21 protein-coding genes are annotated in these 22,778 nt (G+C 60.6%); 10 read left to right on the top strand and 11 right to left on the bottom strand.

The features are described from left to right. The first annotated feature begins 305 nt into the window (after nucleotides 1-305). From F7R19_RS19680 to F7R19_RS19670, 3 genes are all read left to right on the top strand, one after another. Complete coding sequence (locus tag F7R19_RS19680) at nucleotides 306-839, top strand: helix-turn-helix transcriptional regulator (RefSeq protein ID WP_124682079.1); 534 nt, start codon at nucleotides 306-308, stop codon at nucleotides 837-839. 209 nt (nucleotides 840-1,048) lie between these two features. Continuing rightward, entirely contained in the window at nucleotides 1,049-1,567 is a 519-nt protein-coding gene (locus F7R19_RS19675) for a mechanosensitive ion channel family protein (protein WP_223277481.1), read from the top strand. A gap of 215 nt (nucleotides 1,568-1,782) precedes the next feature. Further along, entirely contained in the window at nucleotides 1,783-2,838 is a 1,056-nt protein-coding gene (locus tag F7R19_RS19670) for a DMT family transporter (protein ID WP_029309117.1), read from the top strand. Between the two features lie 97 nt (nucleotides 2,839-2,935). On the opposite strand, the gene F7R19_RS19665 is transcribed toward F7R19_RS19670, so the two are convergent. The 10 genes from F7R19_RS19665 to F7R19_RS19620 all read right to left on the bottom strand — a co-directional run bounded on the left by F7R19_RS19665 (nucleotide 2,936) and on the right by F7R19_RS19620 (nucleotide 13,173). Further along, a complete protein-coding gene (locus F7R19_RS19665) occupies nucleotides 2,936-3,439 on the bottom strand; it encodes a prolyl-tRNA synthetase associated domain-containing protein (protein ID WP_029309118.1) in 504 nt (167 codons plus the stop codon). 64 nt (nucleotides 3,440-3,503) lie between these two features. After that, nucleotides 3,504-4,916, bottom strand: coding sequence for an aspartate ammonia-lyase (locus F7R19_RS19660; RefSeq protein WP_017510548.1), 1,413 nt, complete (start codon nucleotides 4,914-4,916; stop codon nucleotides 3,504-3,506). Continuing rightward, the gene (locus F7R19_RS19655) at nucleotides 4,909-5,892 is read right to left on the bottom strand and encodes a LysR family transcriptional regulator (protein WP_017510549.1); all 984 of its coding nucleotides are present in this window, start codon (nucleotides 5,890-5,892) and stop codon (nucleotides 4,909-4,911) included. Before F7R19_RS19655 ends, F7R19_RS19660 begins: the two co-directional genes overlap by 8 nt. A gap of 29 nt (nucleotides 5,893-5,921) precedes the next feature. Next, nucleotides 5,922-7,286, bottom strand: a complete 1,365-nt coding sequence (locus F7R19_RS19650) for an MFS transporter (RefSeq protein ID WP_150981722.1) — start codon at nucleotides 7,284-7,286, stop codon at nucleotides 5,922-5,924. 257 nt (nucleotides 7,287-7,543) lie between these two features. Beyond that, on the bottom strand, nucleotides 7,544-8,659 hold the full coding sequence (locus F7R19_RS19645) for a type II asparaginase (RefSeq protein WP_080711477.1): 1,116 nt from the start codon (nucleotides 8,657-8,659) through the stop codon (nucleotides 7,544-7,546). A 23-nt stretch (nucleotides 8,660-8,682) separates the two neighbouring features. Beyond that, the gene (locus F7R19_RS19640; RefSeq protein WP_051068924.1) at nucleotides 8,683-9,450 is read right to left on the bottom strand and encodes an amino acid ABC transporter ATP-binding protein; all 768 of its coding nucleotides are present in this window, start codon (nucleotides 9,448-9,450) and stop codon (nucleotides 8,683-8,685) included. A 9-nt stretch (nucleotides 9,451-9,459) separates the two neighbouring features. Further along, nucleotides 9,460-10,227 carry an amino acid ABC transporter permease gene (locus F7R19_RS19635; RefSeq protein WP_017510553.1) on the bottom strand — a complete coding sequence of 256 codons (768 nt, stop codon included), beginning with the start codon at nucleotides 10,225-10,227 and terminating at the stop codon, nucleotides 9,460-9,462. Then, nucleotides 10,224-10,961 carry an amino acid ABC transporter permease gene (locus F7R19_RS19630; RefSeq protein WP_017510554.1) on the bottom strand — a complete coding sequence of 246 codons (738 nt, stop codon included), beginning with the start codon at nucleotides 10,959-10,961 and terminating at the stop codon, nucleotides 10,224-10,226. Before F7R19_RS19630 ends, F7R19_RS19635 begins: the two co-directional genes overlap by 4 nt. Before the next feature lie 8 nt (nucleotides 10,962-10,969). Then, on the bottom strand, nucleotides 10,970-12,346 hold the full coding sequence (locus F7R19_RS19625) for an MmgE/PrpD family protein (RefSeq protein WP_017510555.1): 1,377 nt from the start codon (nucleotides 12,344-12,346) through the stop codon (nucleotides 10,970-10,972). A 2-nt stretch (nucleotides 12,347-12,348) separates the two neighbouring features. Beyond that, nucleotides 12,349-13,173: a transporter substrate-binding domain-containing protein gene (locus tag F7R19_RS19620; RefSeq protein ID WP_017510556.1), complete on the bottom strand. Its 825-nt coding sequence runs from the start codon at nucleotides 13,171-13,173 to the stop codon at nucleotides 12,349-12,351. A gap of 917 nt (nucleotides 13,174-14,090) precedes the next feature. Between F7R19_RS19620 and F7R19_RS29820 the strand changes: the two genes are divergently transcribed. After that, nucleotides 14,091-14,249, top strand: a complete 159-nt coding sequence (locus tag F7R19_RS29820; RefSeq protein ID WP_160172346.1) for a hypothetical protein — start codon at nucleotides 14,091-14,093, stop codon at nucleotides 14,247-14,249. Here F7R19_RS29820 and waaC read toward each other — a convergent pair. Then, nucleotides 14,222-15,241, bottom strand: a complete 1,020-nt coding sequence (gene waaC, locus F7R19_RS19615) for a lipopolysaccharide heptosyltransferase I (protein WP_017510559.1) — start codon at nucleotides 15,239-15,241, stop codon at nucleotides 14,222-14,224. The genes F7R19_RS29820 and waaC overlap by 28 nt on opposite strands. Nucleotides 15,242-16,073: 832 nt before the next feature. Here waaC and F7R19_RS19610 point away from each other — a divergent pair. The 6 genes from F7R19_RS19610 (at nucleotide 16,074) to F7R19_RS19585 (ending at nucleotide 22,709) form a co-directional block, all read left to right on the top strand. Then, a complete protein-coding gene (locus F7R19_RS19610; protein WP_011229411.1) occupies nucleotides 16,074-17,342 on the top strand; it encodes an HNH endonuclease in 1,269 nt (422 codons plus the stop codon). Next, nucleotides 17,339-19,489 carry a phage integrase family protein gene (locus F7R19_RS19605; protein ID WP_011229412.1) on the top strand — a complete coding sequence of 717 codons (2,151 nt, stop codon included), beginning with the start codon at nucleotides 17,339-17,341 and terminating at the stop codon, nucleotides 19,487-19,489. Before F7R19_RS19610 ends, F7R19_RS19605 begins: the two co-directional genes overlap by 4 nt. Before the next feature lie 25 nt (nucleotides 19,490-19,514). Further along, nucleotides 19,515-19,844: a hypothetical protein gene (locus tag F7R19_RS19600; protein ID WP_124682092.1), complete on the top strand. Its 330-nt coding sequence runs from the start codon at nucleotides 19,515-19,517 to the stop codon at nucleotides 19,842-19,844. A 72-nt stretch (nucleotides 19,845-19,916) separates the two neighbouring features. After that, complete coding sequence (locus F7R19_RS19595) at nucleotides 19,917-20,537, top strand: hypothetical protein (protein WP_011514857.1); 621 nt, start codon at nucleotides 19,917-19,919, stop codon at nucleotides 20,535-20,537. Nucleotides 20,538-20,651: 114 nt separating this feature from the next. Further along, nucleotides 20,652-21,461, top strand: coding sequence for a hypothetical protein (locus F7R19_RS19590; protein WP_011514858.1), 810 nt, complete (start codon nucleotides 20,652-20,654; stop codon nucleotides 21,459-21,461). Nucleotides 21,462-21,518: 57 nt separating this feature from the next. Then, on the top strand, nucleotides 21,519-22,709 hold the full coding sequence (locus F7R19_RS19585; protein ID WP_017510562.1) for a PDDEXK-like family protein: 1,191 nt from the start codon (nucleotides 21,519-21,521) through the stop codon (nucleotides 22,707-22,709). Nucleotides 22,710-22,778 lie beyond the last annotated feature (69 nt).

The following is a 22,778-nucleotide window of genomic DNA, read 5'->3' as shown; positions in this document are numbered from 1 at the left end:
GGAGTGTCGCTGGGCGTCCGAGCCCTCGATCCCTGGAAGCGAACAGGGGGATTCTAGGGGGCTTACCTGTCGGGGGGATTACGAAATGATGACGGCGTAGCCACTGACGAGTATCTAGCGAAAAGAAGGCGGAACGTCGCAGCGTTGGCCCCATACCAGTCGCAGGGGCTGTAATCGCTTCGCAATGCGCAAGCAATCTTTCTCATAGTAGACTCGCGCCGCTCCCGCTTTGACGTTGAACTTTCACGAAGGTCGACAGACCGCTCACAAGACTAGGTGCGGACCGTTGCGGACTGCGATGCCTGGTGGTTTCCTCCACGCAGCAGAATGGCGAAATATTTCGGGTCATGCGGTCGATATTGACATCCGCTCTGTTGATGATCTCGGCCTATCAGGCGTGGGATTTCTACCATCTCGCTACCAAATCCACTGATTCCCATGCATTTGCGGAGGCAGGTGTCGGCGCGGCAGGGATAATGGCAATGGCCTGGCTCGTGATTCGTGAGCGACGGCGTCGCTCCTTACAGAAACTGCGCGCGGTTGCCGCCAGTGCGGCGGCGCGACAGCAGGCGATGATCGAGCGAGACGAAGCGTCCATCCAAGTCACGCGGAATTTCCTTCAGTCGATGCGAATTCAGTTCCAGCTGTGGAAATTGACGCCATCCGAGATGGATGTGGCAACGCTTCTGATGAAGGGGCTTTCCGTCGAAGAATGTGCGCATGCGTTACAGTGCGGTGATACGACCGTACGGGAGCATGCTGCCAGCCCGTACAAGAAGGCGGGCCTCGCCAATCGCCATCAGCTTGTTGCCTATTTTTGGGGCGATTTGTTGGGGTGAACCGATGATTACTGCGTCCCCGCTCATAGAGCGTGCTCTGTAGATTCGATACGGTTTGGCACGCCTTCGCACGAACGTGCGAGGTTGAATCAGGCAGCACCAGACTAACAAATTAGATTACCGGCACTGCGTCGCCGCGTGAGCAGGTTTTGTGTCGTGAGCGTATGAACAGACTTCTTCAAGCTATACACGATAGCCTTCCCCCGTGGATGGCAGATTGGTTCGATATTCTGGTCCCGGCAGTTGAGGTTGTTCTGATAGGCGCGGTTGCATGGCTAGCGGTGCGCATCGCAAGTCGGTTGCTCCGGAAGCTGACAAAAACGTATTTACTACCGGCCAAGGTCGCCGCGCTTTCGTTGCGTGTCGTCGCGGCGATCGTCTACGTGGCGGCCACCCTGTGGGCTTTGGAGCGATTGGGTGTATCCGGTACCGTACTGTGGACGGCATTCACGGGCTTCGCGACCGTCGGTGCTGTCGCGTTCTTCGCGGCGTGGAGTGTGCTGTCGAACTTGTTCTGTGCGCTGCTGATCTACTTTACCGGGGCATTCCGCATCGGGGAAACGGTTGAGCTGCTCGAGAATGGAGAAAAGCCAGGGATAAAGGGACGGGTACAGGACATCAACCTCGTCTATACGACGTTGCTGGAAGCTACCTCAGACGGACAGGAGGTCGTGCTACAGCTACCGAATAGCTTGGTGTTTCAGCGTGTTCTTCGACGATGGAAGTAGGATCGGACGATCACTCCGCACGACGATATATTGGAACTGGGAGGAAGGCCGACCGAACGCAAATGGTGACGCACTTTGGTCGCGCGGACTGACGGGTCGAACGTGTCTGCTGGCAGGATTCGAGGCAGCCCCCTTGCTTGCCAGATACCGTCACGCCTGGCATTTCCTTTGGCGCGGAAGGACAATGTGCTTACTCGGTTTGAGGTTCTACGGCAATGTCTCTGCGTACCGCTTCCCCAGCACTATTGGCGGCACTCCTCTTCGGTGCCAGTACACCCCTTGCAAAATCCCTGACCGGCGCGGTCTCACCGATCCTGCTTGCGGGACTCTTGTATCTCGGGAGCGGCGTCGGGCTTGCCTTGGTGATCGTGGCGCGACGGCTGTGGCACCCACCCGCCTTGTCGAGTGAGCAGCTCGGCATACCTAAGGCTGATTGGACCTGGCTATTGGGCGCCATCCTAGCTGGTGGCGTCGCTGGCCCAGGGCTTTTGATGACCGGGCTCGTGTCAACCAATGCCGCGTCGGCATCACTCCTCTTGAACGTAGAGGGAGTGTTCACCGCGATGATTGCCTGGATCGTGTTCAAGGAAAACGCCGACCGGCAGATTGTGCTCGGCATGATTGCCATCGTTGCGGGCGGTATGCTGCTCTCCTGGCAGCCAGGAAGTCTGCAGTTGTCGATGGGCGCATTATTGATCGTCGCGGCTTGCCTGTGCTGGGCAGTGGACAACAACCTGACGCGCAAGGTGTCGAGCAACGATGCGCTCTTGCTGGCTTGTATCAAGGGGCTGGTCGCCGGGCTCTGCAATACAGCGTTGGCCCTGGCGCAGGGGGCGGCATTGCCTTCGCCAACGGTCCTAGCCGGTGCGATGTTGGTCGGATTCGCCGGCTATGGCGTTAGCCTTGCGCTGTTCGTGGTAGGGTTGCGCGTTCTCGGCACCGCCAGAACGGGAGCTTATTTCTCGGTAGCCCCGTTGATTGGGGTCGTGATCTCGTTCGCGATTTGGCCAGAGGTGCCGAGCGTGGCGTTCTGGCTCGCCGCAACGTTGATGATGCTGGGGGTGTGGTTGCACTTGCGGGAGCGGCACGAACATGAGCACACCCACGAGCCGCTCGATCATATTCACGCGCACCGGCACGACGAGCACCACCAGCATACGCACGACTTTCCCTGGGACGGCCGAGAACCCCACCGGCATCGGCACCATCACGAAGCGCTTGTGCACAAACACCCGCACTATCCAGACCTCCACCATCGCCATTCGCATTAGGAAACCGCACAATTCCGTTGGCGATAGCTATCGCGCGAAAACAGGGAGCCGCGCCACCAAGCTGCATCTGCTCGACGAACTGGTCGACGTCGTTACGCTAGGCTGCCAAGCGCGTCGCGAGCGTGGCCCACTCAATTTTATGCCCCGTGGATGAAAGAAACGCCTCCAGATCCAGCCTGGAAATTGAGAGCGTCGCTGCGCTATCCAAAGGATGAAAGAGGAAGGTCGGCTCGCCTTGCAGTTCGGCATCGACTACCAGGTCAATGGATGGCTCGACATCGTTGATCAATGCCAGAGGGCTAAGCGAACCTGGGAGCACGCCCAGCATGCCTTGCATACGTTCGGCAGACGCGAAAGACAGCCTTTTGCTGCCGATGCTCTTTGCCGCGGCGGAGAGATCCAAGGCCTTCTCGGAGGTTGTCACAACGAGGTAGACATGTCCCTGTTTGTCCTGCAGGAGCAGATTCTTGCAGCGAGTGCCCTCCAATGAAAGTCGGAGTTCACTGGATTCCGCCATGTTGAGCACGCGCTCATGATCTTCGTAGGCAAAGGGAATGTTCCTTGCCTTCAGAATCGAAAGTAGTTCTTCCTTTTCAACCATTCTTCTGTCGTCAAAATTCATTAAAAACCCGCCGCCATTTCTAGCCTGGCGGCGGTTACACCACTCAGGGGTTGAAGACCGGATGCGAGGCCTTCTTGATCGCCTCGAGGGTTTCCTGTTTTGAAAGCAGGCCGGTTTCCTCGAGAATGCTCACCAGTGGCCGCCCTTCGGCCACGGACTGGCGGGCAAGTTTGCTGACCTTTGCGTAGCCAATCGTCGGGACGAGCGCAGTGGCGACTGCCATGGATTCGAGCAGATGCTTCTCGTTACGGGCCACATCTGCCTGGATGCCGACGACGCACTTCTCACCAAATCGCTGGATGCCGTTCTTCAGAAGCGTGATGCTATCAAAGACGCGGGATGCCACGACGGGTTCAAAATGATTGATTTCCAGTTCGCCATACTGCACGGCTTGCGCGACTGCGACGTCGTTACCGACCACAGCAAAGCTCAGTTGGATCATCGCCATGGGTAGGACCGGGTTCACCTTGCCGGGCATGATGGACGAACCCGCCTGCGCTTCGGGAAGGCGCAGTTCACCGACACCACCAACAGGCCCGGAAGACAGTACGGTAAGGTCTGCTGCCACCTTGGCCAGCGAGGTCGCACAGGTGCGGAGTTCTGCCGACACACGGGAGAACACGTCCATGTTCTGCATCGCGTCGAACGGGTCCGCAGGCGGCTGGTATTCCACCCCGGTAACGCGGCTGAGGTGCGGATATACTGCAGCGCGATAGCCTGCCGGGGCTCCGAAGCCCGTGCCGATAGCGGTGCCACCAAGGGGCAGAGTGCGAAGCTTGTCGCGCACTGCGACCAGTTCCTCCGCGAGGCGATGGGTCAGGGAGGCATATCCGCCAAAGAGTTGGCCGAGACGCATAGGCTGTGCATCCTGAAGGCACGTTCTGCCGAGGTGCAGAATGTCGGCGAACTCGTACGCCTTGCGATCGAACAACCGTGCCAACATCCTGACTTCATCGATCAGCGGACCAAGCATCGCGTAGGTCGCGATCTTCATCGCTGCCGGATAGACATCGTTGGTCGACTGGGACCGATTGACATGATCATTCGGATGGATGAGCTCGTAGTTACCCGGCTCGCTCCCCATGAGTTGCTGAGCGCGATTGGCAATCACCTCATTGAAGTTCATGTTGGTCGAAGTGCCGCCCGATCCTTCCATCAGGTCGACGATGAGCGAGTCGGAAAACGCGCCGCTAACAATGTCATCGCACGCACGCGTGATGGCATCGCATTCCTCAGCGGTGATGACGCCCGTGTCGCGATTGGCCAGCGCGGCCGCCCACTTGCACTGGGCAAATGCCGTACTGAACTCAGGAAAGTGAGCGACGTTCAGAGGCGAGACCGTCAGGTTTTGGAAGCCTCGCACCGTATTCACACCGTAGAGCATGTCGGCGGGGATGCTGACCTCGCCGACATAGTCGCGCTCGGTACGGCCGTCGTTGTTGAGGGTATTACTCATGGTTTGTCCTCTCATTTAGAGTGATCAGTTTGTCGACCCCACTTCCAATATCCCGCAGTCGGGGTAGAAGGGAGGTCTCGATGACTTCGCGCGCGATCGTGCACGCGTCTTCGAAAAAGGTGGTGTACTCGTCGCGACGGGCGACCAGATAAAGAGACCGTTCCAGGCCCATACCTTCCACCACGTGGATCGAGACGCGATCGGCATAGGCGACGGCCTGCAAAAGGCACATGGGGGATGTCAGCGCCCAGCCGATTCCCTCGGCCACCATTGAGGTGAGGGCGTCGGCGTTGTCGAGCTCCAGTCGGTTTGGCATCCGCAAGTCGATCCGACGGAGATAGCGATCGACCTGCATTCCGACCTGCGAGTTCCGGTTGAACCGGACAATCGGCAGGGCGTTGGCAAGGGGTCGCAGGTCGTCTAGCGTCTTGATCGGATGCCGTTGGTCACGCGGCGTAATTACCAGATAGCGCTCGGAAAACAAGCGATATCTGACTACCTCGTTGGCGTCCATCAGCGGGTCGCTGGTGACAACCAAGTCAAGGTCTCTTCGCAACAGCGCCTCGCCTTGTTGGGGACTCAGACCCGTGCGGATCGAGAGCTGGGACGTCTTGCCGAGCAATCGCTTAATCAGAAGAGAGCCACAGGTTGCAGCGAATGAGTCCACCAGACCGATACGGAGATCCGGGTTGATGCCGCGCCCCGCTTCGACAACCTGTGCCTTGAGATTTGCGATCTCCTCAGTGAGGATCGCGCCACGGTTCTTCAACGCGATACCAAAAGGCGTCAAGGACAACGGACGTCGCGTACGGTTCACCAGAATGACGCCCAGGTCGTCCTCCAGTTGCCGGACCATCTGGGAGACGCCCGACTGGGAAATGCCCAGGCGGGTTGCTGCGCCGGACATGCTTCCTTCTTCGGCCACTGCTACGAACACCTGCACCGCGTTCATGTCGATGGGCTTGCTAAAGGACATTTGGTCTCCTTGCAACCGGAAGTGTCGTGTCAGCGCGCGACGGAGTGGTTCAGGGGCGTGGTGGATGCGACTGGGCGAGGCTCTTCGGAGTCGTTCGCACCGCCTACGTCCGACAGGTTGTCATTGCCGGTCTCGGGAGAGAACACCCCGCCGAACACCAGCACCGCCACGCACGCGCCAAGCGCTGCGTGAATCCCTACTTGCTGAACGGCAATCGGCAGCAGGAAGGTGCTGATTGCAGAGCCGAATCGGCTGGACGCCACAGCGAGGCCGACCCCGGATGCGCGCAGATGAGTGGGAAACAGTTCCGGCGGGTAGACGAATTCAAGGTTTGCCGCTGCGGAAAGGACACACGCGAAAACACCGAAGACGAGCATTGTCCCGATCGGGCCAAAGTGTCCGAATGCGAGGAGAGCCAGCGCGATCGCCGCAAGATAGAACGTCCCGATCAGGAACGCACGGCGTGACAGACGATCGATCAGGAGCAGACCAATGATGGCTCCAATGAAGAGCAGGACGTTGTACACGACGCCACCGGCGAAGCTGTCCTTGACCTGGAGGGCCTCAAGAACACGCGGTGAGAATGTGCCGAGCGCAAAGAACGGAATGACCTGGCACGTATAAAAGACGCAACCCACGAGGGTGTTGCGACGCCAACGAGGCGAGAACAGTTGCGCCCAGGCGCCCTTTCGCTGCTGCATTGCCACCGGTTCGGGTTGAACGAGGTCAACCTCCGGTCCGAGCTTGCGACGGACAATTTCCAAGGCTTCGTCGCGACGGCCCCGCTTCATCAGCCACAGTGGCGATTCGGGAACTCCCATGCGCAACGGGAAAATAAGCAGCGCTGGCAATCCGCTGGCAACGAGCATATAACGCCAGGCATCAGGACCCAGGTCGCGCATCATGAAGCCGACAAGGTAAGCGCCCACGTAGCCGGCGGCCCATGCTGCCGCCAGCACGCTCAACAGACGCCCCCGATAGCGGCGCGGTGCGTATTCGGTGACGAGCGATTTGCTGACCACGTAGTCGGCGCCAAGAATCAGACCGAGCAGCAGCCGCAGGATAAGCAACTGCGTCGGGGAGGTGACAAAGAACTGCGCTGCCGAGATAGCGGCGAACAAGACCATGTCATAGGCGAAAATCGAGCGTCGGCCATGCTTGTCGGCGAAGGGACCCGCAAAGATACTTCCGAGGAAGAGGCCAGCGAGCGATGCCGCGCCAAGAAGCCCCATCCACATCGCGTCGAGTTGCAGCGGGCCGGCGGCCATGCTTACCGCGATACCGATAATCCCAAGGACGAAGCCGTCGCTGAACTGACCGCCCGTGCCACTGAATGCGACTTGCGCATGAAACCTGCGCAAGGGCAGGTCTTCCAACAGAACCTTATTACTCACAACTGTCTCCTGACTTTCTTCGTAGAGCTGCTGACGCTTGCCGCTGTCGATGCAAGCTTGGAGATCAGTGTAGTCAGCGAACTTCAGGAAAACAGCATGTGTGATGACACTATTACTCAACGTGATAGTAGTTAGCGCTGGACGTAAAGTTGCGCGTCCAGTATCAGGGTTTACGCATGTGTCAGGCGTAAAAAGAAGAAGGGCCGCCTTGTTTGAAGCGGCCCTTAATGCCCTTTGGATTTGGCGCGCTAGCGCGGTCAATAGGTGTGGAAGTACTCCTGGATGCGCTTCGGATCCTTGGTAAGAGTCAGTGCCAGCATCAGCAGAATGCGGGCCTTCTGCGGGTTCAGGCTATCTGCGACGAGGCCAGGGTATGCCGGATCATCTGGCACAAAGCCACCACCGGTCCGTGACGAACGCACGACGACGATGCCTTGCCCCATCGCCTTTTTGATGGAGGGGATGGCGCGCAGCGAAACACTACCGGCGCCTACACCTGAGGCAATGATGCCTTTGATGCCGTTGTTTGCTGCGGCTTCGTACATGAATCCGGAGTCACTTTGATAGTGCGCGATCACCGCGACTTCGGGCAAGACATCGAGTTTTGCGACGTCGAATGGCGTGGCTTTGGTGTGAGGCTTTGCCGTGGTGGTTTCGAAGTAGGGGACTTGATCGACCAGTGTTCCGAGGTAGCCCGCGTCCTGCCCCTTGAAGGTGTCCAAAGAATTGGCATTGGTCTTCGTGACATACCGCGCAGCGCCAATACGATCATTCAACACGATCATGACACCGCGTCCGCGGGCAGACGGGGCTGCGGCGACCGTAACGGCCTGGAGGATGTTACTGGGCCCATCCGCGCTAATCGCCGTCGAGGGGCGCATCGCGCCGGTCACGACCACCGGCTTGTCGCTCTTGACCACCAGATTCAGGAAGTAAGCCGTCTCCTCCAACGTGTCGGTGCCGTGTGTGATGACAACGCCGGCGATATCGGGCTGCGCCAGGAGGGCGTTCACGCGCTTTGCGAGTTTCAGGAGAATCTCGTTGGTCATGTTGTCACTGCCAACGTTTGAGATCTGTTCACCCGACACGCGTGCGACTTTTTCGAGCGATGGCACGGAACGAAGCAGCGCGTCGGCGGTCAGCACGCCAGAGGTGTATGCGGTCGTTTGGGTCTCGCTTGCGCCGGTACCCGCGATGGTGCCTCCCGTAGCCAGCACCGCCACACGGGGCAATGCAGCTTCTGTGGGCTGGGCATGCGCACCCGTCGAAAGCGTAGCGGCAAGGATGAAGCATTGAGTAATCAGCCAGCGAAAACGGCCTGGAAGGGTGCGTTGTTGTGTCACAGAGTGCTCCACTGATTTCAGTTTGAACATGTCAATTGATTTGACACGCAGACTCAGGCCAGTACGTGGCCCAGGAACTCGCGTGTGCGGGAGTCCTGCGGATCATCAAAAAATGCGTCCGGTTTGCCGTGCTCCACGATAAGTCCTTTGTCGGTGAAATAAATGTGGTGGGCCACTTCCCGGGCGAACCTCATCTCGTGGGTCACGAGGACACAGGTCATGCCTTCCTGCACCAGCTCTCGGATCGTGATCAGGACTTCTTTGACGGTCTCGGGATCCAGTGCTGCAGTGACTTCGTCGAACAGCATTACACTAGGCCGCATGGCCAATGCTCGTGCGATTGCCACGCGTTGCTGTTGCCCGCCCGAGAGGTGGCCGGGGTAGGCGTTCTCTTTGCCAGTCAGTCGGACTTTTGCAAGCAGCGTCATGGCGCGCTCGCGGACTTCGTCGGGGCGCTGCTTCAGAACCTGGACGGGCGCAAGCATGATGTTCTCGAGCACCGTCATATGAGGGAAGAGGTTGTACTGCTGAAACACCATGCAGACGTCCTTGCGCAAGGCAATGCGTCTCGCACTGTCGGAAAGGTCATGGACCCTGTGCCCCGCGGCATAGATCTCGCCGCTATCCGGCTGAACGAGACCATTGATGCAGCGCAGCAACGTCGACTTGCCGGAACCCGATGGCCCAATCAGCGCCACGGCTTCCCCTTTGCCCACGGTCATCGAAACGCCCTTGAGCACCTGATTTGCGCCGAATGCCTTCGTCACGCGGTCGACTTTCACGATGGTCTCGCGAGTATTGTTAGTCACGAATGTCTCCATTTTTATGTGTCATGCCACGGCGAAGCGGGCTTCGAGCCGTCTTGTCCAGCGCGCAATGGGCGCGCAATAGGCAAAGAAGAGAATGAGGAGGAGCCCATACACAGGCATGAGGAGTGCCGGGCTGTTCTCAGCCGACAACACGGCCCGTGCCACGGTCACGCTATCCTCGACGCCAACGATGGACACCAGCGGCGTGGCCATCATCAGGATGGCGTAGACGTTCATCCAAGGGGGAACCATCCGCTTGACGGCCTGGGGCAACACCACCAGACGAAGAATCTGCCAGCGGCTCAACGCCAAGGAGTCCGCGGCCTCCCACTGGCCGGAAGGAATCGACTGAATGCCGCCACGCACCACCTCGGAGACGTTCCCCATGACCGGTAGTGCAAGACCAATGATGCCTTTGGCCCAGCCAGGAAAGGGTATGTCCGTGCCCAAGAGCGTGAACTGGTTGGGGAGCAGTAAGACGCAGAAAAACAGCAGGACGAGCCATGGCGCATTGCGGAAGAACTGCGTCACCCACTGTGAAGCGACTCGAAGCTGGCGACGCTGCGCGATCTGCCCCAGTCCCAGCCCTGCGCCGAGGAGGGTTCCGATGGCCATCGATGCCGCGCTGATGCCTACGTCGACGGCGAAGCCTTGCAGGAGTAATGGGAGCCACTTGCCCAGCGCCGCGGCGCCGGCCTCACCATCCTTTGCCAGGGCGGAACCTGCGTAGGCCGAGAGCGCGAGCGCCGGCCACCATTTTGACGTTGCACACTTCATGTATGGGCTCATGCTTTTCCCCAGCCAGGTACTGCGACGGCATGCTCGATCCTGTGCATCAGCCAGGTGAAAACGCCAATAACGGCGATGTAGAAGACGAGGAGAAAGACCATCATCTCCAGCGCGTTCAAGCTTTCTGACCAGATTTGCGAGGACGCATAAAGCAGCTCAGGCACGGCAATGGCGAAGGCGTTGGTCGACGTCTTGATCAGGTTCACCAGGTTGTTATTCAGGCCGGCGAAGCTGATGCGCAACGACAGCGGCAGCACCACCTTGCGAAACGTCTGACCCTTGTTCATCCCAAGTGCATCGGCTGCTTCAAGCGTAGAGTTGGGGACGGCCTCCATGCCAGCACGAAAGATTTCCACGTTGAACGCACCGGCATAGAACGTCAGCGAGACGATCGCCCAAGTTACGTTGCTCAGGACGGGGGAGGTGCCGCCGAGCAAACCGGTTAGCGCAGGGCCCAGCGCAAAGTAGAAAAAATAGAGCTGGACAAGCGGGGGCGTGTTTCGGAAAGCCTGCACGTAGAGGTCGACGGCACTCCTGGCGAATTTTCCACCCGAAAACTGGAGGTAGGCGCCGATCGCCCCCACAACCAGGCTTCCCACGATCGACGCCACCGACAGCCAGGCGGTGTAGCGTATGCCCTGGAGAAGAAGCTCCTTGTCGAACTGGTCGTAAAAGAACGAGAAATTGATGCCTTGAGTGCTGTTTAGGCCGCGAAAGAGTTCTGCGATGTCCATCTTGCCTCCTAGGCGTGCGCAGCTGGTCGCAGAAGATCGCGCGCTTCAGGCAGACTGGCTATGCTCATCAGCCGATCCCACAATGCCTCGCGGCCAGAAGCTTCCAGCACTTGCGCCGTGCAGTCCTTGAACTTCGTGCACAAGGTGTCGATCGACGCGGGCTTTTGGGGCATGCCTTCGGCCGCAAGAATGGTCTCGCTGTAGCGTTCGCCGTTGGCGAGCGTAATTTCAACGCTGGCACCTTCCGGATAGTCTGCCCGCTCGCGCGGATCCACGAGTTCCGCATCGGCAATCATTTCGATGTGCGTCATCAGAACGCGAAGTCGTTCGTCGCGCAGCGTTTCCATATTGAGATGGTTGATAGAGACCGGCCCGTACAACAGCGCGCAGGCGATCGCGAACGTCATCGAGAACTGAGCTTCTGACGGCGCCGTCGGTTCCAGATATGGCAGGCAGCTAGCGGCCAGCGGCGTGGTTCGACAACGGATCCGGACGATATCGGCGACACGCGGTCGCAAGGTGGTGGCAATCATCAGCGTGGCCTCGATCGCGGCCTGAGTCGCGGAGCACAGGGGGTATAGCTTGAAAGCGATTCCTGGTGAAATCAGTGCAAAGCGGGTTCCAAGTCCGGCGATGGCGTCTTCATGAAACCGTCCGCCGTTCACCGTATTAATGAAGCCGAAAGCGTGATGTGTGGTATTGGTGCTCCCCGCGATGCCGGCCTTGGCCGCAAGCGCCATCTCGACGCCCAGTCGGGCTGCCATACCGCAGAGGAACGGTTTGCCGGTGGAGCCGTGTGTCGCGCGCAGCCCCAGGGGAATGTTCATCGAGAGACGAATGGCGTTCGCGACTTCCTCCACGCCTAAACCGTAGAGCTTGCAAGCCCCGACGGTCGCCCCCAGGATGCCCAACGTCGCCGTCGTCCAGTGTCCGCGGGCGTACAGCGTCTCGGTGAGCGCCAGGCCCAGGGTGTACTCGACTTCGGCTGCACAGATGAACGCTTCCAGCAGTTGGCGGCCGTTGGCACCGATTTCCTCGGCGACAGCCAAAACGGCAGGAAGTATGACGGCAGACCCATGGACGATTCCAGCGTAGCTTGTGTCGTCAAAGTCCAGGACATGCGAGGCCACTGCATTCAGGTACGCTGCTGACGGTGCATCAGCAGTCGCGCCCGTGCCGATAACCGTGCAACCGCCTTGATGAAATCCAGTGCGGGAACAAAGGCCGTAGGTCTCAGTGCGCGACCCGGCGTGAGCGACGCCCATGACGTCTGCAATACATAGCGTGGCTGCGCCGATGGCGCCTGCCGGTGCTTGATCGATGGAGAAACGGTGTACCCATCGGGCGATGGTCGTTTCCAGGTCCATTTGGTCGGCTTCCAGCATTGTCACTTTCCTGCAGCCAACTTCGTCTGGTTTTCCTTCAGGAACTCGGTGGGCTTGAGACCCCACTTCTTTTCCTCTTCGATCAGATAGCCGCTTGCGTGCCACTGTGTCACGGTCTTGCGTACGAAGTCGCCGTATGCCGTGTTGAGTTCACCGATGGGGACAGCGATTGCCCAGGGTTGAAGGTCCTGAACGGGCAACGGCGTCGTGTAGTCATTCCACTTCGCTTCGCCGCTTGAAATGATGGAGGCCAGGAGGGTGCTGTCCTGCACGAAGCCGACGCAGGAGCCCGTCAACAAGGCGTTCAGTGCTTCGACGTTCCCAGGGAATGCCACGATGTTCGCCCCGTACTTCTGCGCCACTGCCCGGTTGTAGTACGCGCCTTGCGTGCCACAAATGTCTTTGCCTCGGACATCTTCCCAAGTCTTGATGCCGGCGGACTTTCGGGCGAGCAGGCTCGTCCCGCCTGCGTAATAGAAGGGCTCGATGACGCCGACCACTTTCCGACGTTGGTCGTTGACCGACATGGTGGCAATCATGAGATCGATGCGGCCTTGCTGCAGGAACTCGATGCGGTTGGCGGTCTGGACCGGAACCAGTTCCAGCTTTACCTTCAGTTTCTGCGCCAGATCTGCAGCCAAGTCCGGTTCCAGGCCAACGACGGCACCCTTCGGATCGAGGTACCCGAACGGTTTGTAGTCGGTCTTCACGCCAACGCGTAGCACACCGGAGTTCTTAATACGATCCAGCGCGGGGCTTTGTGCATAGGCCTGAACCACAGTCAAAGCGGACAGGGCGGCGGTTGCCCATACGATCAGTTTCCTCATTGTCTTGTCTCCTTTTTTAATACCGCCAGAATGGCGGTGCGCTGTCGCGCGGTGTCAGGCGGCAGGCAGGGCGGATCGAAGCACAATGGCGTTGATCGGAGGCCGGAAAATCTGCCGCGTGATTTCAGTTTATGGGCTGTTGCATAAGCCAAGGGCGGTCGGCGTCCCGTATCAGGAAATCTAATACTGGCTAGCTGCAAGGCGTGCTAGTGGGGGAGGTCAATGCGGGTTTACCGAATTGGTGGATTCCCTATCTGATAGGAGGGTCACGGCAAGCACGGCTGCGCTTCCTGCGTGGTGCATAAGGCGGTGGGGGATTTTGGGGTCAGCGTGTGAGTAGATTGCGCTCAGGGTGGCAGGTCTGAATGGGCAAGCGCGACCTCGGAATTCTCCCTATCCGACGTGGGTGGGTGGAAGAAGTTGCCTAGGATATTGAACGAGTAAACCTTGGCGGTAGACCGCCAGCGGAAGGTGAGGGCCAATGTTGGACTGTGTCCCCCTGTCCCGTTAGGCACCCGGCAGGTCTGCAAAGGGCGCGTTGATCCGCGAGAGGTTGGCGACCGCGCCTTTGAATGCAGGGTTCAATCGACATCCGGGAAGAGGCGTGCTTGCGTCCGGTGTTCTCTGCCGACGTCAGAAGCCGGGCAGGGGCACGAGCGGCGGCATTTTTCCCAAAGCAGGCCAAAACGCGAGAAGGGCGGGTGCCGAGAGATCGAAATCGATCTTTGCTTTTCGCTGGAATAAGGCGAGCTGCATGATGGGCATTGAGGCGATGTGGCGAAACTGTCCTTCTAGAGTATGCGCCAGTAGGCCATGTCAAGTGCGCGTTGTCCTGTGCAACAGCGTGGGATGCGATCCTTCTACCATGGCAGGGTGCATTTGCTTCGCCGAGCTTTTGCAGGGAACAGGAAGACGCCGTGGCGCCGCGGTCTGGGCTAACCCGCGCTTCGCACTACCTGATCTGCAGGATGATCCAGCGCCAGCCGTTCATGCTTGACCTCGTCACCATGAACGGCAATACGACGATCGCGGATTTCGAATACTGGCGTTACGTCGATGCGCTGCCGGCGGCCTGAAGCGGTGCGCTGCCCGCGGGCACCGGACTGGCATGGGTGACGTAGTGGATTGCCTGCAGCACCCCGTCGACCGAAGGCGGTGCGCCGTTATCGCCGACCGACACCGACTGGCCTGGCTTGTTGACGCCAAAATGCGGACGCGATGTCGCGGTGAACAGCATCACCGTTGGCTTGCCAAGCGCGTCCGCCAGATGCACGAAGCCGGTGTCCATGCCGACAACCAGTGACGCCGCGTCGACGCGCTGCGCACACTCGGTGATCGACATGCGGGGCAGCACCTCGGCGCCGGGGATGGCCGCAGCCAGCGCCTGGGCTTCCTGCTGCTCCTTCTGCGAGCCCCAGGGCAACTGCACGCGATAGCCGCGCCGGGCCAGCTGATGCCCAACTTCCACCCAGTTCGCCTGTGGCCATTTCTTGATTTCGAGTGACGTCGCGTGGAACAGCAGCGCACGTGGCACGCCGTCGGCATTCAGCGGCGTGGCCGGTGCCGGCACCCGAAGCTCGGCCGTTTCGTGCGGCTCGATGTCGTAGCCCAGCGCGTTGGCCACCACCATGCGCATTTTCTGCCGGCAGTTGGCATCGCCATGCGGCCCGAAAATCTCGGTGTAGGCGAACACCGCCTTTGCTTCGCCAAGGAACTCGGCGGCATAGCCGAGGCGCCGCTTTGTCCGGGCGAGCCTGGCCGCAATGGCACTCTTGTAGACACCGTGAACGTCAATGGCCACGTCATAGCGCTCGCGGCGCAGCGACATCAGTGCGCTGAATATGCCGCGCAGGTCGCGCCATTTGCGGCCATTCTTCTTGAACTGGCGCAGGGGCGGCGCAATGACACGATCGACGCCTACCGCCCAGTTGGGGATATCCGCGCACGACGCGTCGGCAATCCAGTCGATTTTGGCTTCCGGATAGGCGCGCCGCAGGTCGTACAGCAGCGGCAGGGTATGCACCATGTCGCCAAGCGACGTGATCTTGATTACCAGGATGCGCTTCATGCGGGGGACGGCTTGATTGAGCGAGCGCGGCCGGATCTGCCCGCGGCGGGCCAGTATGCCCCAGGCCGCCGCTCCAGCGCGTGACAATTGCGTAATGAACGACACACTCTCAGCTCGCCATTCGGCCCTGCGTCGAGCGGGCCGTTGGCGCGTTGTTTACAGGGCAGGCTGGTCCGGTCAAAAAGTGCGTACTTCGGTATTGCGCTTCGTACCCTTGGTAAGCGTTGGCGTCGCCATCCGCAGAATGCGCCTCTGCAGACCGCGACAAGGCCGGAGCCTACCGGCAGTTTTCCGAATTGTTCACTATCGTGCCTCCGGAGACTCCTCGCCGTGAAAGGCATTGCGCTTCCATTGGGCGCGAGGTTGCTGCACCCAAAAAGGCTCACTCGAAAATTCCTGCCTTGCCCCTGGACGGGTTGGCGGGCGACGCCGCCTTCAAAATGCGCCTGGACACGCCGCACTCCCCAAACCCTTCTATATATAGAGGGCGGGAAACTCGCCGGCGCAGTCGTCGCGCCGCCCGCCGCCCGCCTCCCTCGTCGGCCCGTCATCTCGCGCAGCATCGGCATCGGCGGGCTGAGGTTGGCGCGATCCCCGTCTCAAACTAAATGGGCACACTTGCAAAATGCCTCATAAGGTACTTTTCGTGCCAGTCCCCGCCAAAAATGCACTTTTTATGTGTGCATGATAACTCTTATTATCAAGCACACACAAAATAAGGTACGGGTCACCTAGCATCGCGCACACGCCTCCGCCTATAATGTGACGAATTCGCGCGGAGGCCGCGCCGGCATTGGGCTGGCGGGTTCTGCGCCCCCACCGACCAAACCACATGGCCCGCGATCCCGACACCCTCCAACAGATCACCCATGCCCACCTGGAGGCCGCCGCGAGCGCGTGGCAGGCGGGCGAGCGGGTCGCCGCCCTGAAGTCGAGCACGCCATGGGAGGCGCAGATCGCAGGGCAGTGGTACCCGACCAAGGCCATTCTGGCGCTCGCGCACCGGCACGCCGGCTTTGGCGAGCTCACGCGCGACACGCTTGCCGGGGAAGCCGCCCGCCGCCGCCTGGCTGCGATGGATATCCCGCTGCGACGGCCCGGGCAGGAGGTCGCGGCAGCGGACAATCCAGCGTGGTCGCGACTGCAGCGGCACGACGTCGAGGCCGGGGCTGCCGCGCTGCGAGACAGGATGGAATGGGCCATTTCCATGAAACACATCGCCAACAAGCCGCACGAGACTGAATGGCGGCTGGGCCTCGACGGACTCTGGTACAGCCCACGCGCGATCGGCCAGGAGGCGTGTACCGCAGCCGAACTGCCCACCTTCAACTGGAAAATGCCCGACGGCGAGTACACGCGATATCGCGCGCACCTCGAGGCCTTGGGCTTCTCCCTGAAGCGTGGCCGGACGCCGACGCGGTCCCAGCCGGCGTGGGGCGCCGGTGAACTACGCGCCGCCGCCGCCGGCCTGACCGGGATGGAGCTGGAGGCCGCGGGCGCAGGTATGGACCCGCTGCAAGTGGTCCTCGACGGCCGCGCGTACCCGGCTGCCGACTTGCTCGGTCTGCCAGCCGGTCAGGCGCCATCGGCACAGGACCGGGCCGCGATCGCCGAGGCAGGCGGCGCCTTGCGTGCCGCCCCGGACCCGCTCGACGCCGCGCTGGAGGCGCTGGCCGCCCAGAACGGGCTGCCGACGGAAGCGGCGCGTCAGGTGCGGGGGCGGATCGGACAGGGACGGTTCCGCGAGGCGCTTCTCCAGCTGCACGGCTGCTGCGCCGTGAGCGGCGTTTCGACGCCGGCGGTCCTGCGCGCGGCCCATATCCATCGTTGGGCCGACTGCGGCGACACGCCCACCGCTCGCCACGATATCGACAACGGCCTGCTGCTGGCCGCGAACCTCGACTGCCTGTTCGAGACGGGGCTGATCGCGTTCGACGACGACGGCCGGATACTGATTTCGCCCGAACTGGACACCGCCGCGCGTGACGCGCTGGGTCTCAGCCCGGACCTGCGGCTGGCGGTCGTGCCGACACTTGGCCAGCGCGGCTACCTGGCCAAGCACCGCGAGCGCACCCGGGCCATGCGCGAGGCTTCGGCATGAACGCCCCGGCATCGGGGGCCACCATCGTGACGCCATTGCGCAGACGCCGGTCCGTCACGCGCCGGCAGCTGCATCGGGGGCATTTCGGGTTCCTGCGGGCCATCATCCAGGGCCTGCATGCACGGGCCATGTGGGAACGCTATCTGATGGAGGAAGGCGAGATCGAGGCCGACCAGGAATTGCTGGCCCGATCCCCGGAGGGCGAGGAGGGCGCGGAGGCCGACATCGAAGCCGATCCGGCCGCGCACGCTTTTGCCACCCATCCCAAGGTCCGTCGGGTGACAGCCTGGCTGCGCAGCGAGCTCGTCGCCGCGGCAACTCGGGCCCAGCGCCCCGGTACCGCCCGCCGCCTGAAGCTGGAAGCCAGGGACCTCCGGAAGATCGGGCAGAAAGGGTTGGGGCTGCCGTCGCTCGAGGAGTTTGTGGCGGAGACCGGCATGGACGGCTTTGGCGAGTCCGAGCAACTGGCCGCCTACCAGGAACGCTATGGCGACGCCCTGAAACGGGAGTCCAAGCGCGCCCGGATGATGCGCCGCCAGCTGGAGGCGATCGACTGGCTCGAAGAACGGTACGCCCAGCCTGTCCTCGCCGGCGACGCGTGCCGTGCCTGGCTGGCCGAACCCCTCGCGGAGCGGCTGGAGGTGGCCGGTGTGACGACGCTGGCGGATCTGCTCGATCGCATTGACGGGCTGGGTGCCGGCTGGGCCCGCGGCCTGCCGGCGATTGGCGCCGGCAAGGCGAGGGCGATCGAAGCCTTCCTGACCACTCACGCCGAGACGCTGGGCCGGTCGATCGGCAACCACGTGGCCGTACCGCGCCGCAGGCGCTATGTGCACGAGATGGCTTCGGTCGTGCCCCGCGGCAAGGAAAACGCCCTGGTCCCGCTCGACAAGCTGGTGCTGCCTGTCCATCTGGACGGTCGCGACGGCGCCTACCGCCTGCCGCAGGCTCGCTGCCTCATCAACGCCCACAATGACTACGAAGCGGTGCTGTCCTGGCTGCGCTCCAAACCCGGGCTGGCGCCGGATCGGATCTTGCGCCTGCGGGAGAAGCGCAAGGATGTCGGCACGGGGCAGGGGCCCTACGACTGGCTGAATTACCTGTCGAATACCCAGCGGGCGTACCGGAAGGAGGCGGAACGCTTCCTCCTGTGGTCGATGCTGGCCCGGGGAAAGCCGCTGTCCTCCATGGACACGGACGACTGCATGGCGTACCGGGACTTCCTCGCCGACCCACCGAAGGAATGGTGCGGCCCGCGCTCGCGGGAGCGATGGACGCCCCTCTGGCGACCATTCGAGGGCCCGCTGAATCCTCGCGCCCAAGGCTATGCGATCGGGGTGCTGGCCAACCTGTATGCGTATCTCAACGCCAAGAACTACCTGGCCGGCAATCCCTGGCAGGGCATTCACGTGCCGACGAGCGCCAAACCCGAGCTGGACGTCGGCCGCAGCCTGACAGAGGACCAGTGGGCCTTTGTCAAAGGGTGTCTGGCCCGCCTGCCGGCGACGTCCATCCATCGCCGGCTGCAGGTCGCTTTGCCGCTGCTGTACGCGACCGGCCTGCGGCTGTCCGAGGTGATCGCGGCCAGCACGGACGATCTGGAGTGGGTGAGCCTGGCCCAGCCCGGTACCGGCGAGCGTGAGGAGGGCTGGTGGCTCACCGTGATCGGCAAGGGGAACAAGCTGCGCCGCGTGCCGGTACCCGACACGACGGTCCACGCATTGGGCGAGTATCTGGAGTCGCGGGGGTTCGCCAGTGATCCTGCCCGGTGCCGCGGTGTGGCGCTGCTCGGCCACGCGACCGACCAGGAGGAACGGGCAGGGGGGTGGGCGAAGATTGACACGGCCCCCGCCGAGGCGGGATTGGCGGCGACCACGTTGTACCGGCAGATCAAGCGGTTCTTCCAGGCGTGCGCGTCCGAGCTGGAAGCGGTCGACGCCCGAGGCGCCTCGCGCTTGGCGGCGGCCAGCACGCACTGGATGCGGCACACCCATATTTCCCATGCATTGGCCGCTGGCGCACCGCTCGAGGCCGTCAAGCAAAACGCGGGGCACGCATCGCTTGATACCACCACCCGCTACGTCACGACCGAGGACGCCCGCCGCCGAGCTGCAATGAGGAAGTTCTGGGATTCGCAATCAACGTAATTGAAATCAACCTATGGGGGAAGCGATGTTCGAAGTTCGTCGAGCACGCCTGCTAGCGAAGATGCTAGCGCGTGCCTACCGCATTGAAATGCGGCTCGGCAAGAGGCTGGTCACTACCGTCAGCGGCTGGGCTTTACAACGTCGCACAGTGAGCGTGGACATTGCAGAGACCGCGTGGGTTGCTAGTGACAAGCCTCGCGTGCGCCTAGTCGTTGACTTCATCAACGAGCGCATCGAAGTTCGGCAGTACGCAAGTGGCAGAGGCGACGAACTGAAGTTCATGGTTACGTCACTTGAGCAGTTCAACACCGTTGGCCACCAAATCGTCGCGTACCTGGTACGCACCTTCCCCTAAGTTATTGGGGGTTGGAAGATCGGTACTGCCAACAGCTTGATTCGGGTCCACGATAGACAAAGGGCAGGGGACATGAAAGAAGACATTCTGGAGCAGATGGTCGACGAGTACCTCCAGCACAAGGGGTATTTCACCCAGCACAACCTGAAGTTCCGACCAGCCAAAGACCATGTCGACTATGTCGCCCAAGCCGATGCGGTTCACAGCGACGTCGACGTGATCGGCATTCACCCGCTAATGCAGGGGCCCGAACGGGTGGTGGTAGTCAGTTGCAAGAGCTGGCAGCAAGGCTTCAGCCCGCAGTATTGGAGTGATGCGATCGCCAAGAACAAGAAGGTGAATGGTAGGGAAGCATGGATGGCATTTCGCGAGCTCGCCAGGCCGAAATGGGCGCAGGCGTTTCGCGCTGAGGTGGAGCGAGCCACGGGCGCAAAGGCATTCACGTACGTAACGGCCGTGACGCGGCTCACTGCCCAAGCAGATCGGACTGCTTGGGAACAGCACCCAGAGTTCCGCCAGAGCTTGAATGGAAACCCCATCAGGATACTGACGTTCGACGATATGTTGAGTGAGCTATTTCCGACGATCAACCAGACAGTCGCCTCCTCACAACTCGGTCGCCTGCTTCAACTGATCAAGGCATCAGGTTGGGCGCTAGCTTCGAGGAATGAAAATGGGCCATCCTTGGTCTAGGTCACGGTCACTGCCAAAGCCTCGCGCCGTACTCCGGACGTGTCATGATCGCCGATCGCCGCGCGGCAATTCAGTTACATTGCGCCTAACCGTACTAGCTGACAATTGACCCTAATGAATACCAAGGTTTTTGACTGGAGAATGCGCCGGAACTGGCTGGCTAGCATCCGCCACTATGCAGGCCATGTGCTAACCGTCGAACTGCGACAGCATCTCTCGCAAGAGCGGCCGAAATGCTGGTCGGACGACTTTGCCTGGCTACCCGACTCGGAATACGTCCTACCCGAATTCGTCGCTGGCTTAACCAGCTACTACACGCATTTCAAGGGCTTTCATGGCTGCCGCCCGTTGAAGCTGGCCAGCTACTACGAGCGCGGCTTGCTCGGGCAAGACAGCGAACTTCTTTGCGACGCGTTCCGCGAGATTTTTTCGGATGTACCCAAGGAGGACGTGGATAGTGCCATCAAGCAGTTCGCCGACCGCAGCGATAGGGAGCGGGGCAAAATGTGGCTCGTGGGAAGTGACGAATTTCTAGTAAAACAATGCGGCCATTACCTCATCCAAGGTAGTGAATATTTGATGGCGCTCGCGGCGCATCTGGGCCGTCCCCTGAGTGGTGAAGACTACCGCTTCCGGCTTCGCAACTATGGCATCCCGACAATTCTGGAGGTCGATGTCCCAGTAGGCCTCGTGCCTGCGGCGCAGCATGTTGAAGTGGCGAAGATGATCTTGTCCGAGTGGGGGCAACTAGCCGCTCGGCGCCCCTTGGGTTTTGGGGGTGAGCCCCCCTGCTATGTCGTTCGCCAAGACATCCCCCCCGATTGCGTTCAGGGCCATTACCATCCCAAACAGATTGTTGACCCCCATCAGGGAAACCGGCCGTACATCAATGGCCTGCTGACCTGCGATGTGTGCGGCGGGTAAATCCGCCGCCAAGCGTGTGGCGACAACACAGACCGGCTTTGAAGAGATACGAGACTAATGGAGCAACTTGCACAGGTTTTGAGGCAGATCGGGGACCTGCCCCAGATGGAATCGCCGGAACTCAACTTCTACGCGGTTGGCGGCGCGGGGTATTTGGAGAACCCTACGTCCGACCTGATGGCTCTTTTCATGGGTGCGGAACCACAAGCGCCGCGATGGCTAGCAAAAGCACTTCTATCGTGTCTCGCAAATAGAGGCCTGGCTGAAGGGATCATAGTCGAGTCGGTCGACTGGGACGGCGTTACCGCTGAACGGGAAGTTGCCCAGACCGATCAAGAGAGTGATTCTGTAAAACGCCTTGATCTCGTGATTTCTGACGGGGACTTCGTTCTGGGCATCGAGAATAAGGTCTACGCCACCGCACGCGGAAACCCGTTCCACGTTTACGACCGGCTGCTTGCTGAACGCGCAGCCGGTGGGCCAATTATCAAATGCGTACTCCGCCCGACCGATAGGACCTCCGATGTTCCATTGGGATGGCCGGTGGTCACCTATCCCGATCTCGTGAAGACAGCGCTCGATCTTCTAGGCCAGGAATTCGTTCGGGCACCGGTATCAAAGTGGCACTTTTTCTACAGAGAATTTCTCAACCACCTAGAGTCACTCGCCAACCCAGAGAGCGGCACCATAATGTCAGACGCAGCATTCAGCTTTGCCCTGAAAAACTTCCATGCACTTAGCCAGGCCGCCGATCTCCTAGGCGAGTTCAAATCGCAGCTTGAGCACGATGCCACGGCACGCGTGCGAGAACGTCTATCGGCTATGACACTAGAAGGGTCCGTCGCGCTGACTTCGAAACAGCAGGTCTGGCGATCCCTTAACCAGCATGTAGTCGAGATTTATCCTGCTAGCTGGGGAAAATATTCGAAGGTGGTACTGGCTTATGGTGAAGATGAAACGGATGAAGATCATGCGCTGTACTTCTACGTTCTCGGCTACATCAGCTTCGGTACCGAAAAGCAAAGCATCGAAGAGATCAAACAAAGGTTTTACGCCGACACGAAGAACGAAGTCAGTTCATGGCGTACCCACTCGGACCCGGCAGACAATTTGTTTGAGGAGGGTCGATCGACCAAGTATCTCGGAATCAGCGGCATGCCCAAGGATGCGACGCTGAGCGGGGCGTTGCAAGCGCTGGAAGACCTTGCAGCCTGGATGCAGCAGTTTGTATTCACCCCGGCGCAATGACTTCGGCAATTAAGCCCGGCGCGACGGAGGTAATCTAGCCGCCCCCCATGTGCGCCCTGTGACACAGAT

The sequence above is a fragment of the Cupriavidus pauculus genome (assembly GCF_008801835.1).
GTDB classification, from domain to species: Bacteria; Pseudomonadota; Gammaproteobacteria; order Burkholderiales; family Burkholderiaceae; genus Cupriavidus; species Cupriavidus pauculus.
This window is presented reverse-complemented; position numbering and strand designations above follow the sequence as displayed.

Coding starts and splice junctions, on each gene's coding strand:
- F7R19_RS19645 (WP_080711477.1), bottom strand. CDS start 8,659: ATGTTCAAACTGAAATCAGTGGAGCACTCTGTGACACAACAACGCACC.
- F7R19_RS19595 (WP_011514857.1), top strand. CDS start 19,917: ATGAAAGAAGACATTCTGGAGCAGATGGTCGACGAGTACCTCCAGCAC.
- F7R19_RS19590 (WP_011514858.1), top strand. CDS start 20,652: ATGAATACCAAGGTTTTTGACTGGAGAATGCGCCGGAACTGGCTGGCT.
- F7R19_RS19635 (WP_017510553.1), bottom strand. CDS start 10,227: ATGAGCCCATACATGAAGTGTGCAACGTCAAAATGGTGGCCGGCGCTC.
- F7R19_RS19620 (WP_017510556.1), bottom strand. CDS start 13,173: ATGAGGAAACTGATCGTATGGGCAACCGCCGCCCTGTCCGCTTTGACT.
- F7R19_RS19625 (WP_017510555.1), bottom strand. CDS start 12,346: ATGCTGGAAGCCGACCAAATGGACCTGGAAACGACCATCGCCCGATGG.
- F7R19_RS19605 (WP_011229412.1), top strand. CDS start 17,339: ATGAACGCCCCGGCATCGGGGGCCACCATCGTGACGCCATTGCGCAGA.
- F7R19_RS19640 (WP_051068924.1), bottom strand. CDS start 9,450: ATGGAGACATTCGTGACTAACAATACTCGCGAGACCATCGTGAAAGTC.
- waaC (WP_017510559.1), bottom strand. CDS start 15,241: ATGAAGCGCATCCTGGTAATCAAGATCACGTCGCTTGGCGACATGGTG.
- F7R19_RS19655 (WP_017510549.1), bottom strand. CDS start 5,892: ATGTCCTTTAGCAAGCCCATCGACATGAACGCGGTGCAGGTGTTCGTA.
- F7R19_RS19670 (WP_029309117.1), top strand. CDS start 1,783: ATGTCTCTGCGTACCGCTTCCCCAGCACTATTGGCGGCACTCCTCTTC.
- F7R19_RS19665 (WP_029309118.1), bottom strand. CDS start 3,439: ATGGTTGAAAAGGAAGAACTACTTTCGATTCTGAAGGCAAGGAACATT.
- F7R19_RS19630 (WP_017510554.1), bottom strand. CDS start 10,961: ATGGACATCGCAGAACTCTTTCGCGGCCTAAACAGCACTCAAGGCATC.
- F7R19_RS19675 (WP_223277481.1), top strand. CDS start 1,049: ATGGCAGATTGGTTCGATATTCTGGTCCCGGCAGTTGAGGTTGTTCTG.
- F7R19_RS19585 (WP_017510562.1), top strand. CDS start 21,519: ATGGAGCAACTTGCACAGGTTTTGAGGCAGATCGGGGACCTGCCCCAG.
- F7R19_RS19600 (WP_124682092.1), top strand. CDS start 19,515: ATGTTCGAAGTTCGTCGAGCACGCCTGCTAGCGAAGATGCTAGCGCGT.
- F7R19_RS19610 (WP_011229411.1), top strand. CDS start 16,074: ATGGCCCGCGATCCCGACACCCTCCAACAGATCACCCATGCCCACCTG.
- F7R19_RS19660 (WP_017510548.1), bottom strand. CDS start 4,916: ATGAGTAATACCCTCAACAACGACGGCCGTACCGAGCGCGACTATGTC.